Origin of the sequence: Neptunomonas japonica DSM 18939 (assembly GCF_000422765.1) — a bacterium.
GTDB classification, from domain to species: domain Bacteria; phylum Pseudomonadota; class Gammaproteobacteria; order Pseudomonadales; family Balneatricaceae; genus Neptunomonas; species Neptunomonas japonica.
Genome location: NZ_AUGR01000037.1, coordinates 1 through 12609, shown reverse-complemented (window position 1 = coordinate 12609; position 12609 = coordinate 1). Strand labels below are relative to the sequence as shown.

At 42.7% G+C, this 12609-nt stretch carries 14 protein-coding genes and 1 tRNA gene; 12 read left to right on the top strand and 3 right to left on the bottom strand.

What is annotated here, in order from left to right:
* The first annotated feature begins 15 nt into the window (after window positions 1-15).
* The 12 genes from G511_RS0117550 (at window position 16) to G511_RS0117495 (ending at window position 10393) form a co-directional block, all read left to right on the top strand.
* Window positions 16-91: transfer RNA gene (locus tag G511_RS0117550), tRNA-Val, on the top strand.
* Window positions 92-270: 179 nt separating this feature from the next.
* A complete protein-coding gene (locus G511_RS0117545; protein WP_051222206.1) occupies window positions 271-1182 on the top strand; it encodes a 1-aminocyclopropane-1-carboxylate deaminase/D-cysteine desulfhydrase in 912 nt (303 codons plus the stop codon).
* 79 nt (window positions 1183-1261) lie between these two features.
* Entirely contained in the window at window positions 1262-2143 is an 882-nt protein-coding gene (locus G511_RS0117540; RefSeq protein WP_028470800.1) for an NAD(+) kinase, read from the top strand.
* A gap of 7 nt (window positions 2144-2150) precedes the next feature.
* Window positions 2151-3122: a metallophosphoesterase gene (locus tag G511_RS0117535; RefSeq protein WP_028470799.1), complete on the top strand. Its 972-nt coding sequence runs from the start codon at window positions 2151-2153 to the stop codon at window positions 3120-3122.
* Window positions 3123-3148: 26 nt separating this feature from the next.
* On the top strand, window positions 3149-3997 hold the full coding sequence (locus G511_RS0117530) for a rhomboid family intramembrane serine protease (protein WP_028470798.1): 849 nt from the start codon (window positions 3149-3151) through the stop codon (window positions 3995-3997).
* Window positions 3998-4026: 29 nt separating this feature from the next.
* Complete coding sequence (locus G511_RS0117525; RefSeq protein WP_028470797.1) at window positions 4027-4290, top strand: YeaC family protein; 264 nt, start codon at window positions 4027-4029, stop codon at window positions 4288-4290.
* Between the two features lie 13 nt (window positions 4291-4303).
* Window positions 4304-5134 carry a DUF2797 domain-containing protein gene (locus tag G511_RS0117520; protein ID WP_028470796.1) on the top strand — a complete coding sequence of 277 codons (831 nt, stop codon included), beginning with the start codon at window positions 4304-4306 and terminating at the stop codon, window positions 5132-5134.
* Between the two features lie 25 nt (window positions 5135-5159).
* Entirely contained in the window at window positions 5160-7790 is a 2631-nt protein-coding gene (pepN, locus tag G511_RS0117515) for an aminopeptidase N (protein WP_028470795.1), read from the top strand.
* 73 nt (window positions 7791-7863) lie between these two features.
* On the top strand, window positions 7864-8250 hold the full coding sequence (locus G511_RS0117510; RefSeq protein WP_028470794.1) for a hypothetical protein: 387 nt from the start codon (window positions 7864-7866) through the stop codon (window positions 8248-8250).
* 11 nt (window positions 8251-8261) lie between these two features.
* Window positions 8262-9065, top strand: coding sequence for an AlbA family DNA-binding domain-containing protein (locus tag G511_RS0117505; protein ID WP_036552373.1), 804 nt, complete (start codon window positions 8262-8264; stop codon window positions 9063-9065).
* 4 nt (window positions 9066-9069) lie between these two features.
* Entirely contained in the window at window positions 9070-9666 is a 597-nt protein-coding gene (locus tag G511_RS0117500; protein WP_028470792.1) for an HAD family hydrolase, read from the top strand.
* Between the two features lie 178 nt (window positions 9667-9844).
* Window positions 9845-10393: a hemerythrin domain-containing protein gene (locus tag G511_RS0117495; RefSeq protein ID WP_028470791.1), complete on the top strand. Its 549-nt coding sequence runs from the start codon at window positions 9845-9847 to the stop codon at window positions 10391-10393.
* Here the strand turns inward: G511_RS0117495 and G511_RS23290 are convergent.
* From G511_RS23290 to G511_RS23285, 3 genes are all read right to left on the bottom strand, one after another.
* Complete coding sequence (locus G511_RS23290; RefSeq protein ID WP_051222208.1) at window positions 10383-11522, bottom strand: sensor domain-containing diguanylate cyclase; 1140 nt, start codon at window positions 11520-11522, stop codon at window positions 10383-10385. The genes G511_RS0117495 and G511_RS23290 overlap by 11 nt on opposite strands.
* 80 nt (window positions 11523-11602) lie before the next feature.
* A complete protein-coding gene (locus G511_RS0117485) occupies window positions 11603-11926 on the bottom strand; it encodes an MGMT family protein (RefSeq protein ID WP_028470790.1) in 324 nt (107 codons plus the stop codon).
* Window positions 11927-12120: 194 nt separating this feature from the next.
* The coding region (locus G511_RS23285; protein ID WP_036552372.1) for a 4Fe-4S dicluster domain-containing protein at window positions 12121-12609 on the bottom strand (489 nt) is incomplete at its 5' end.

Genomic DNA, 12609 nt, shown 5'->3' with positions numbered 1-12609 from the left:
TAGCCGATGCATTATGGGCGTGTAGCTCAGTTGGGAGAGCGTCGCCCTTACAAGGCGAATGTCGGGAGTTCGAACCTCTCCACGCCCACCATAATCTTTCAAGCTGACGTTTCTAGTCAGTTAGTGAAAATTAACCTTCCTCTAGCTTTCTTATTTCCGTTTTGATATTTCAGTAATTACCTTAATTTATTGATCTTATAACCTGTTTAAGTTCTTTTTATTACAATAAGATATGCCTAATTAATTTAACTATTTCAGTTTGTCTATTAGGTGGCGATTATTGACCTTTTTGATGCCCATGCTCCGTTAGTTGTCGAGCCTCTTGAGCTTCCTCTCTTTGTTGAAAAAAAGCTAAAGGTACTCATTGTTCGAGCTGACTTGGTTCATCCGCTCATCAGCGGAAATAAGTGGTTTAAGCTAAAATACAACCTCTTGGCTGCATGTAAGCAGAATGTCTCACGCGTTATAAGTTTCGGTGGCCCATACTCTAACCACATTCATGCATTGGCATGGTCTGCTCAGCAGCTAGGTATAGACTCTGTTGGGGTTATCCGTGGAGAAGAGGTGAGTAATCCGATGTTGGCGGATGCTCAAAAGTGGGGGATGCAGTTGCATTTTGTCGACCGTGCTAACTATCGAGAACGCCATGATCCAATATGGCAAGCTCAGTTAAAGCAGGATGTAGGAAGTGGCGTGATTATTCCTGAAGGAGGTTCTAACGCATTGGCTGTTCGTGGTGTTGCTGAGCTTATGCGCGGTATTCTAGCGCAGCTTCCGGATCTTGATTACTTGTTGTGCGCTTGTGGTACGGGTGGCACATTGGCTGGTTTAATTAGCGCTGCTCCAGAGAGCGTAAAGCTTGAAGGTTTTCCTGTACTTAAAGGTGCTGGTTTTCTTCAGGATGACGTTCTGAAACTATTAAAGGTCGCAGGTGTCGATGCTCATTGTCCTTGGTCGTTAGATCTTGATGCTCACTACGGTGGGTACGGGAAAATCAGAAAAGACCACAAAGAGCATTGGCTGGCTATGGAAGAGCAGTTTCAGATACTTTTTGACCCTGTTTATACATCAAAGTTGCTACGTCGTTTTTTGGAAAAAGTAGAGCAAGGTATGTACCCCGCGGGCGCAACGGTGGCGTTATTGCACTCGGGGGGAGTGCAAGGGCGACGATCGATAGTGTAAGTGCTTGAAAACTTTTACTAAGCCGGTAATCATGTAAGTACTAATTCGACCTGTTCATAAGAGTATAAAGGGTAACGAGATGGATCATTTTCGTAATATCGGCTTAATCGGCCGGTTAGGTAGCAAGCCAGTGATCGATACGCTTAAGCACTTGATGCGGTTTTTACAAGATCGAGGCTTGAATACGATTCTTGATGAGCGTAATGCTGAAATGATGCCGGGGCATGGACAGCAAATTTGTAAACAAAAAATGATGGGTGAGATTTGTGACTTAGTTATTGTTGTCGGCGGTGATGGTAGCTTATTGGGTGCCGCGCGAGCACTAGCTCAATGTCATGTCCCTGTGTTGGGTGTCAATCGCGGTAATTTAGGGTTTCTAACAGATATATCCCCTAACGAAATTGAAGAGAAGGTCTCTGAGGTCCTCGAAGGAAAGTATACCGTAGAGAGTCGTTTTTTGTTGGATATGATTGTTAAGCGGGCAGGGGAGCCTATCGGGGAAGGAACGGCGTTAAACGATTGCGTTCTTCATCCAGGCAAAGCTACACGAATGATCCAATTTGAACTGTATATTGAAGGACAGTTTGTTTATACGCAGAAATCTGATGGCTTGATTGTATCAACCCCCACAGGCTCTACTGCCTATGCGTTATCGGGTGGTGGTCCAATTATGCACCCTAAACTAGACGCCATTGTGCTGGTGCCTATGTTTCCGCATACGTTGTCGAGCCGTCCTATTGTTGTTGATGGTAACAGTGAGCTGAAGTTAGTCATTAGTGAAAAAAACGAGACCTACCCTACGGTGTCGTGCGACGGTCAAATCAACATCAGTTTAGCTCCTGGTGATGTGATTACTATCCATAAAAAACCGCATAAACTTAAATTACTGCATCCCTTGAACTATGATTTCTACCGTACCTGCCGAGAAAAACTGGGCTGGGGTACGAAGTTGGGGAGGTGATGTGAGTGTGAGACGTTTTGAGGGTTACGATCTGATAGGTGACATCCATGGCTGTGGTCTTAGCTTACGGATGCTGCTTGCTCGTTTGGGGTATAGTAAAAAGAATGGCATTTATTTTCATCCTCGTCGTCAGGTTATCTTTTTAGGCGATATTGTCGATCGTGGACCTCATATTCGTGAAGCGCTGCATATCGTGCGTGATATGGTTGATGCGGGGCATGCTCAGATAGTCATGGGTAATCATGAATACAACCTTCTTTGTTATTGTACCCCTAGCCGAACCCCGCAAAAGCAACCTTACCTTAGGGAGCATACGCAGCGACATCGCCGTATACTTCAAGAAACATTACAGCAGTTAGATCCCTACCCCGAGGATAAGCGAAGCTTTCTTGAGTGGATAAAAGAGATGCCATTGTTTCTTGAAATGGATGATTTTCGAGTCATTCATGCTTGTTGGCATCATGAACTGATTGAGCAATTTAAATCTCAGTTAGGAGGAAACCGGATTAATGATGATTTCTTACATCGATCCGCTATTCCTGATACGTTTGAATGGGTTTTGATGGACCGTTTGTTACGTGGCACGCACCTAAGGTTGCCCAATGATGAAGTAATGGTGAGCCGTGATGGTTTTAAGCGTCGTTTCTTTAGAACTAAATTTTGGGCAGTTGAGCCTCAGCAGTTTATTGATGTTGTGTTTCAGCCAGACCCGTTGCCCGAACATATAGCTAGGATTCAGTTATCTGAAGACAATCACCAAGACCTTGTACACTATGGTGAAAATGAAAAGCCACTTTTTATTGGTCATTATTGGTGTGAAGGAGAGCCGCGTCCGGTCAGCAGTAATATAGCGTGTCTTGATTACTCGGCGGTTAAGTACGGGAAGTTGGTTGCTTATCGATACGATTTTGAAGCTCAGCTAAGTTCAGATAAGTTTGTTTGGGTCGACGTTCGCGCCGAAATTAAAAAACCTGATTAATAAGTGGCCATATAAGTAAAATATTTATGATAAAAGTGTTCGAAGTTACATTAAGCGATGATTTACAAGAGTTTGCAGAGTTTCTTTGGCAGCATGAGATTCCTCATCGTATTCTGGAAGACGACGAGAGCCAGTCACTTTGGGTTCCTCGCCATGTTAATGTGGAGCGGGTTCGGTTTATCTATGAGCAATGGCGCAATGGTGGCGACTTATCAAACATAAAAGTACAGAGACCGTTGCGACAGCGCCTTAACCCTTTATCTTTTCCTCTGACCATTGGTTTGTTGATTTTGAGCGCTGTAATAACCTTTGGCATAGGGTTTGGTAATCAAAATAGCTTGATGCACTGGCTAACGATTACTGATTACCGCTTTGAAGGGCAGAATCTGATTTATACGCACTTGTTGGAGTCGCTTCGCTCATTTGAAATTTGGCGTTTTGTTACACCTATTTTTATGCACTTTAACTTGCCGCATATTTTATTTAATGCGTTATGGATATGGGTGATAGGAAGGCGTATAGAGCAGCTGCAGGGAGCTAGGATATTTTTTGTTGTCATCTTGTGGTCGGCTGTTGTTTCCAACATCGCGCAATTTTGGATTTCAGGGCCTTTGTTTGGTGGTCTCTCAGGCGTGGTGTTCGCTATTCTTGCGTATACATGGTTATGGGATAAGAAAGCACGCGTTCCGTTTTTTGGTTTTCCTCCACCCCTTATGATTTTTATGGTTTTTTGGCTAGTCATTGGTTACACGGGTCTATTAGAAGCAATCGGCTTTGGTTCGATAGCAAATACGGCTCACTTGGCAGGGTTGGTTGCTGGGTTGCTGGCTGTTCCGCTGGTTCAGGGGATATTCAAGCGTGAAACTGAACTTTAAGAATTACAGCTTTTTACGAGGGTACTACTGTGAAATATGAAGAGCTTATCGCTAACATGACACCTGAGGTTCACCAGTCACTTAAGCGTGCAATTGAGCTGGGAAAATGGCCTACAGGTCAAAAATTGTCTGCAGAGCAGCGCGAAACGTGCATGCGTGCTGTCATTGCTTACGATCAAAACCTTCCTGAAGACCAGCGAACGGGTTACATCGATCGAACTAAAAATAATGGTGCTAAGCATGGATCTGATCCATTGGCAGCAGATGTTTTAAAAATCATTAATACTCATTAATTAAGACGGTTAAATGCAGATATTAGGTACCGGTGCATTAAGTAAAATGCACACAGAGCTGGCTGACAAAGTCGTATACTCGCTGATGCTAGGCGATAGCCAAATTACTATGAATCAGTTGTTAGAAAAGAGGATTCACATACGCTCTTTAGGAGAGATTAACTGCCTAAATTGCGGTAAAAAAACTAATAAAAGTTTTAGCCAAGGCTTCTGTTACCCTTGTTTTAAGCGTCTGCCACAATGTGATGTTTGTATTATGAGCCCTGAAAAGTGCCATTTTCAGGAGGGAACATGCCGAGATTCGGATTGGGGGGAGCGCAATTGCTTTGTGCCACATACAGTTTACCTTGCGAACTCTTCAGGGGTAAAAGTGGGCATTACACGAGGAACTCAGGTCCCTACGCGTTGGATTGACCAGGGTGCAATTCAAGCCTTACCTATCTTTAATGTGCAGACGCGTCTTCAGTCTGGTTTAGTTGAGCGTATTTATGGTGAGCATATTTCTGATCGTACCAACTGGAGAGCAATGCTAAAAGGCGAAGTTGCTTTGCTCGATCTTGAGTTGAAACGTGATGAAATGTTAGAGCAGTGCATGGCTGAGATCACGGCATTACAAGACGTGCATGGAATACAGGCTATTCAACCTCTACACAACGGCAAGACGCTTGCCATTGAGTATCCGGTTATCCAATATCCAACGAAAGTAGTGTCTCATAATCTGGATAAAACGCCTGATGTTGAAGGGGTGTTGCTTGGTATTAAAGGCCAGTACCTAATTTTGGATACTGGTGTAATTAACTTACGTAAATTTACGTCCTATCAGATAGAACTCAGCTCAGAATAGTAAGCTTAGTTTAGAGAGTGTTTATATGACCCAGCAGCCCGAAGTTATCTACCTGAAAGATTATAAAGTTCCTGTTTTTCTGATAGATCATACAGAGTTACGTTTTGAACTTAAGCCTGACAAAACCTTAGTTAAAGCGCGCTTGAAAATGTGTCGTAATCCCGAATCACTGGACACTACGCGTGAATTGGAGCTACAGGGAGACAAGTCATTATTGCTTTGTAGGGTTTCTGTTGATGAGCATGTGTTGAATGAAAGTGACTTTCAGCGTAATGAGCAAGGCCTAGTCGTTTCAGATGTTCCTGATCAATTTGTACTGGAAACGGTGACAGAGATCCACCCTGATCAAAATACAGCGCTTGAGGGCTTGTACCGGTCTGATGGTATGTACTGCACCCAATGTGAAGCTGAAGGCTTTAGGCGCATTACGTTTTATCTTGATCGGCCTGATGTAATGTCTGTTTTTTCAACCACTATTGAAGCAGATAAAGAGGCTTATCCTGTTTTGCTCTCTAATGGTAACCCCGTTGCCGAAGGTGAAGCAGATGAAGGTCGTCACTGGATAACATGGGAAGACCCTCACCCAAAGCCTGCGTATTTATTTGCTTTGGTTGCCGGCGATTTAAAGCTCATTGAAGATCAGTATCAAACGCTTAGTGGGCGAGATGTTGCGCTACGTATTTATGCAGCAGATAAAGATCTAGATAAGCTGGATTACGCGATGCAATCGCTGATCAGCGCAATGCGTTGGGATGAGCAGGTGTACGGTCGTGAATATGATCTAGATATCTATATGATTGTTGCCGTCGACTTTTTCAATATGGGAGCGATGGAAAATAAAGGCTTAAACGTTTTTAATACTTCTTGTGTGCTAGCTAGCCCGGAAACTACCACAGATGTTGGGTTTCAGCGTGTTGAAGGTGTGGTTGCTCATGAGTATTTTCATAACTGGTCGGGCAACCGTGTGACTTGCCGTGATTGGTTTCAGTTGAGTTTGAAAGAAGGTTTTACTGTTTTTCGTGATGCCGAGTTTTCTGCAGATATGAATTCACGGACAGTAAAACGAGTGGAAGACGTAGCACTATTGCGTACTGCTCAATTTGCTGAGGATGCAGGCCCTATGGCTCATCCGATTCTGCCCGCTTCGTTTATCGAAATCTCTAACTTTTACACCATGACAATATATGAAAAGGGCGCTGAAGTTGTCCGTATGATTCATACCTTGTTGGGTGCTGATGCTTTTCGTAAAGGAAGCGATCTGTACTTTGATCGACATGATGGGCAGGCGGTTACAACAGAAGACTTCGTCAAGGCGATGGAAGATGCATCAGGGAAGAGCTTGGTGCAGTTTAGGCATTGGTATAACCAAGCTGGAACCCCGGTGCTGAACATATCTGATGCATTTGATAACGAGACAAAAACCTATAAGTTAACTATTTCTCAATCTTGTCCTGCTACGCCAGGTCAAGAGGTTAAACAGCCTTACCATATTCCTGTAGCGATTGGACTATTGGATGGCCGAGGGGACGACTTAGTATTACCAAATGGTGAGACCACGCAGGTACTCGAGTTACACCATGCTGAACAGACATTTGAGTTTGCCGGTATTAATGAGAAGCCTGTTCCCTCATTGTTGCGTGGTTTTTCGGCACCGGTTAAATTAAATTACCCTTACTCGCGAGATAATTTAACGTTTTTGATGAGCCACGATAGTGATGGTTTTAGTCGTTGGGAAGCGGCACAAAAATTAGGCGTTGATATTCTTCAATCATTGGTCGTAGACCTTGGACAAGGTAAAGAGCTTCAGTTGGCCCCGCTGCTGGGAGACGCCTTTAAGGTTGTTTTAGGTGATAAAGACTTAGACAAGGCAATGGTATCTAAAGTGCTGGCTTTGCCCTCTGAGGCCTATTTAAGCGAGCTGGCTGATGTCATTGACGTAGATGCTATACACGAAGCGCGTCAGTTTGTGCGTCAGCATTTGGCTACGCAACTCGAAACTGAGTTTTTTTCGACCTATGAAAGTTGCACGTCAACTGACGCTTACTCTCCAAGTGCAGAGAGCATTGCTAGACGCTCATTACGTAATACTTGTTTGAGTTATTTGATGGCGACAGGGAAGCAGGAATATCTTGAGCTAGCATTGGCTCAATTCCATGAGGCCGATAATATGACGGATAGTCAGGCGGCATTAAGCCTTGTAGTGCATTCTGGCTTTACTAAAGCGGGTGAAATGATACTTGATCAATTCTATCAGCGTTGGGTTGATCAGCCATTGGTAGTTAATCAGTGGCTTTCAGTGCAAGCGTCTAATCCTCAGCGAGGAACGCTTGTTCAGGTTGAAAATTTAATGAATCATGAGGCGTTTAATCTACAAAATCCTAATAAGGTGCGTAGTTTAATCGCAAGCTTTTGTTCATTAAACCCGGTTAATTTTCATGCGCTTGATGGTAGTGGTTACCGTTTTCTTGCTGAGCAGGTTATTACACTCAATAGTCTAAACCCTCAAATTGCTTCTCGGTTAGTCACTCCACTTACGCGTTGGAAGCGCTATAATCTTGATAGGCAGGATATTATGCGAAAGCAGCTACAACGAATTATGGATAGTGGAGAGCTATCTAGAGATGTATTCGAGGTTGTGAGTAAAAGCTTAGCGTGATAGAACTAATCGAGTGGTTTGTTAGTCATACAAATCACTCATTAAAAAATAATACTGAATTATAGGTGTGCCGATGGACCGAAAGCTTTCATCTGAAGATAAGTTTAATCTACAACAAAATTTTCGACGCTATCTTAAGTTTCAAGATCAATATGAAATAGCAAACGAAACAGCAAAAGAAGCTCGGGCAAGCCGAGTATGGGTTGCAGGTGTTTTAGCCTTATTCTTTGCATTAGCGTCAGACTTTTTTCTTGGCGCTTCGGCAGCGTTATTTGGTTTGTATTTCTATCGTATTATGATGGCTTCAATGAAAGTTGGGGCAGCAGAAGAGGGACGAGGAGATACGGATAGATGGTTTGCGGGTAAGGGTTTAAAGTTTGAAGGCCGCATTTTGTATTTCCGTGATGACCAAATGATGGAAACGCCACTCGACCCATTTAATGACAGTTTATATCAGTAAACCGTTGTCTAATGCCGGTTAAACGTGAATACCAACATTTGACGAAACGTTCTCGTCAAATGTTGGCATCAACTGAAACTGCGAATGTAGATTTCAAGCGTGATGTAAGTGGTGTAAAAAGTAGTGATATTGTGGCGCTCGCTAATGCTCCACATGGTGGTACTTTGTTGATAGGTGTGGATGAGTATACAACCACAGATGGTCTACAAAGAGGCAAGGTTGTTGGCTGCGAAGTCGATGATAATGCGCGACTGATGGTAATAAATAAAGCAACTGATTGTTATCCGAACGTCGATGTTCAAATTTTTGTTGAGAACTTAAAAGCAAAAGCGATTATGAGGATCGAAGTACCCTCAGGGCTTTTAAAGCCTTATTGCTCGCCTCGTGGAGAGTACTCCATTAGAGCGGAAGGACGTAACCGAGCCCTTTATCCTGAAGAGTTATTATTGATTTTTATGGATAGTGAAGGCGATAAATTCTTATCTCGTTTTCGTACAGCGGTAAGCCAACTTGAGTCGCAAGTAGGCAGTATCAACCATTCTTTAAGTAACGACATGTTGGCTGTCGCACAGCATATTCATGATCTAGATGATCAACTACAACGCACATTAGGGCGCTTGGCGCGGATCACAGATAGTACTAAAAAGCGTTCTCGTAACCTCCTGCATACTTTAAAAGACAGTCAAGATAGCCTTGAAAAACTAGAGCGATATCTTATTGATGATGCTAGTTTTGAGCAGCGCCAAATAGCCCTCCAAAGAGTTGAGGGAAAAGTCGATTTATTATTGAAGCATTTGTCCATTACAGAGAACTAATCACATGCCTGGTTTTTTTAAATGCTGTGAATATTGGATTTTTGATCTGGATGGGACGCTCACGCGGCCTGTTCATGATTTTGAGTACATTAGAAAAGAGCTAATGATTTCGCCAGATGAGGATATCTTGCAGCACTTGGCTGATTTGTCGCCATCAGCTCGTCAGGAAAAGACTGAGCGTCTTGATCAATTGGAACATTTTTATGCTTTACAAGCTAAATCAGCGCCCGGAGTTTATTCATTGCTTGAGAGCTTATCTAAGAAAAAGTGTCAGCTTGGTATCGTCACGCGTAATACCAAAGCTTTTACGCAGTTGTCTTTATCTGTACTAAATTTGTCAGCGTATTTTGATGAAGAATGTATCATTGGGCGAGATGATGCCTTGCCAAAGCCTGACCCTCATGGGATAGATAAACTACTTTCTTTATGGGGCGTATCGGCGACAGACTCAGTCATGGTTGGTGATTTTAAGTATGACCTTATGGCGGGTCGGGCAGCAGGTTGTAAAACCGCTCATATTAGTGCAAATGATGACCTCCAGTGGCCAGAACTAACAGATTATCGTTATACCTCCCTTGCGCAGCTAGTAAAGCTCATTTGAACTTATCGAAGAATCTCGGATCTGTATGTTTTTACAGTAACGGTTTATTTGACGCGCTAGATTTCCAAGTTTTTCATATACACCTTAAGTCGTTGAAGGCCTGAAGCATTGATTTCTGTCAAAAGGATCTATTGCGCCTAGGTTATAGTGTATATATCAATTATTAGGAGGTAGTGACATGACAGTTGTATCAGAGCTGCATCAAGATCATGTTAATTTAATTAAGCTGCTTGAGATTTTAGATAAGAAAATCATCAAGTTAAAGGACGGGGGGCAGCCAAATTTTGGGCTAATGGCGGATGTTATAGGGTATATAGCGTCATACGCTGAGGGTTATCATCATCCCAAAGAGGATAAAATGTTTGCCTTTTTTAAAGGCCGTAATGACACACTTGATGGGGTGATGCAGGAGTGTGAAAACGCTCATGCTAATTTAAAAGGCTATGCGCATGCTTTATTAGAATCTATTGATGGGATTTTGCATGATGCAGTAATGCCGATGAATGAGTTCATTGAAAAGCTAGAAGAATTTGTTCGCAATGAAAAAAATCACTTGGATTTTGAAGAAGCAAAGGTGTTTCCTGTACTTAATAAAGTAGCTAGCGATTCCGATTGGAATGATGTTGAGGCGGGGCTTCCCGTTCAAGATGATCCGCTGTTTGGTGAGAAGCAGGCTGAAGAATATAAGGCATTATATGTTGAGTTGATGAGAGATATTAACTCGTAACGTTATCGGTGTTGGTCGTGCTAGGTGCGTAGTTAGAAAAACTCTGGTAGCAAACACGATCTCTACCTGATCGCTTGGCTTCGTACAGTGCTTTATCTGATTTGTTGAGCAACAAATCGGCTTGATTTTTTTGATCTTTCTCGTTGGCAGTGTGTTCGGGGAGGTAGGTGGAATAGCCAAGCGATGTGGTAATGCGAAATGGTGTACCTGTTACACTGCGAAAAATTTGCAGTGCAATTTTACTACGAAGATTTTCGGCAACCATGCTTGCTTGCTGTTGTGCGCAACTAGGTAAAAGAATGGCAAACTCCTCACCGCCATAGCGTGCTACCAAATCTGTTTTACGTAATAACTGCTTTAATAAAAGTCCGACTGTTCTTAGTACTCGATCCCCGGTTTGGTGGCCGTGTATATCATTTACTTTTTTGAAATGGTCTAAATCGATAAATAAGCAGCTTAAGGGTTCTTTATTTCGGTTTGAGCGCGTAACTTCTTTTACGATTTCCATATCAAAGGCACGTCTATTATGGGCGCTGGTTAGCATATCGATAATACTTAGACGGTGTAAATTTTCGTGGTTAATACAGTTTTCTATACACACTGATATAACTGAGGAGAGATGAGCAAGATAGTCATAGCGGTAATCGATGGTGTAACGATGAATGTCCTGAGCCCCTAAGTGCAAGCTTCCGATTAAACAGTTTTGGCGAATCAAAGGAAGCATCGCGACACTGAGTATATATGGATTGTCAGGGAATATTTTTTTGCGTGTATTTAAGTCTATTTCGCCGGCATGTAATGTGTTGTTAGGGTAGAGTTGTCGTAGAAGGCGCTGATCTGGTTCAAGCCTAAGTCTGATTCGGTCGGTGTCAGGAATCTCTTCTAGTAAGTCGAGTGCAATCTGCTCGGGGTCAAAAAGTATAATTGAGACGGCCGATAATTTGAAAATTTCCCTGAAATGATTCAGTAATATATCTAAAAGATCAGATAATTTGTGGCAGGCAAGCAGGCGCAGCTCAATGTCAAAAAAGCGATTGAGAATGGTTTCATCGTGCTCTATTTTTTTTGCTGTAAGTCTAAGAGCACGTTTTAATTCTGCGTTATCTGATTCGAGAGTTTTTTTGTCCATATTTTGCATCTAATGAACTTGATATATTTACTATCGACCCTCAAACCTATTGCTTAAGGATTAATTATGTAATGAGTTAATTATATTTCCCAGCGATATGATTTTAAGTCTATTTTCCCATTTCTGACGATGACCAGTTCATCTTCTAAACGCTGCTTTTGGGCATCATATCGATCACTATCGATGGGGAAGGAAATTTCGCCTTTAGCATTGATAACTCTGAACCATGGTATTTGTGTTTCTTCTGGTAGTTTTGATAAAGCTCGGCCAACGGCGCGGGCCGTTCTAGGAAATCCTGCAACCTCGGCTATTTGGCCGTATGTAGCTACCTTGCCCTTAGGAATGTAGCCGACGGCAGTCCATATGGCTTCATCATAACTTACTGTATTGTTGCTAATAGGCATAGTGAGTTTATTTCTGCTTTTATATTAAGAGCTTAATCTTAATTTAAGCGGTTATAGCCCAAGCTTCAATCATTCATGATGTTGTGACAATAAAAAAGCCCGGATAACCGGGCTTTTTAGTACTCAATGTCGTTATTAATAGTTGTTTTACTTATCTGCTAAGCAACTATCTATATGACCTGATATCTGTGGGCTTACATATTTGGATAATTAGGACCGCCGCCGCCTTCAGGCGTCACCCAAGTGATATTTTGAGACGGGTCTTTAATATCACAAGTTTTACAGTGCACGCAGTTCTGAGAGTTGATCTGGAAACTGGTTTCACCGGCCTCATCTTCAACCACTTCATAAACGCCGGCTGGGCAATAACGCTGCGCAGGCTCGCCATACAAGGGCAGGTTCTTCGCTAGCGGTACGCTGCTGTCTTTGAGTGCTAAGTGACACGGCTGATTCTCTTCATGGTTGGTATTGGAGAGAAACACTGACGTTAGTTTATCAAAGCTCAACACACCATCGGGTTTAGGGTAATCGATAGATGAGAACTCTTTGGCTGGACGCATTTGTGCATAATCTTCATGATTATCACGCAGTGTAATCGGCAACTTACCACCGAAAATATTTTGATCAATAAAGTTGAACGCACCACCTAGGTAAGGGCCAAACTTATGCATAGCGGGGCCAAA

Bases quoted from the DNA above. Each gene is read 5' to 3' on its own strand.
- G511_RS0117540 (WP_028470800.1), top strand. From the start codon at position 1,262: ATGGATCATTTTCGTAATATCGGCTTAATCGGCCGGTTAGGTAGCAAG.
- G511_RS0117500 (WP_028470792.1), top strand. From the start codon at position 9,070: ATGCCTGGTTTTTTTAAATGCTGTGAATATTGGATTTTTGATCTGGAT.
- G511_RS0117505 (WP_036552373.1), top strand. From the start codon at position 8,262: ATGCCGGTTAAACGTGAATACCAACATTTGACGAAACGTTCTCGTCAA.
- G511_RS0117530 (WP_028470798.1), top strand. From the start codon at position 3,149: ATGATAAAAGTGTTCGAAGTTACATTAAGCGATGATTTACAAGAGTTT.
- G511_RS0117510 (WP_028470794.1), top strand. From the start codon at position 7,864: ATGGACCGAAAGCTTTCATCTGAAGATAAGTTTAATCTACAACAAAAT.
- G511_RS0117485 (WP_028470790.1), bottom strand. From the start codon at position 11,926: ATGCCTATTAGCAACAATACAGTAAGTTATGATGAAGCCATATGGACT.
- G511_RS0117520 (WP_028470796.1), top strand. From the start codon at position 4,304: ATGCAGATATTAGGTACCGGTGCATTAAGTAAAATGCACACAGAGCTG.
- G511_RS23290 (WP_051222208.1), bottom strand. From the start codon at position 11,522: ATGGACAAAAAAACTCTCGAATCAGATAACGCAGAATTAAAACGTGCT.
- G511_RS0117495 (WP_028470791.1), top strand. From the start codon at position 9,845: ATGACAGTTGTATCAGAGCTGCATCAAGATCATGTTAATTTAATTAAG.
- pepN (WP_028470795.1), top strand. From the start codon at position 5,160: ATGACCCAGCAGCCCGAAGTTATCTACCTGAAAGATTATAAAGTTCCT.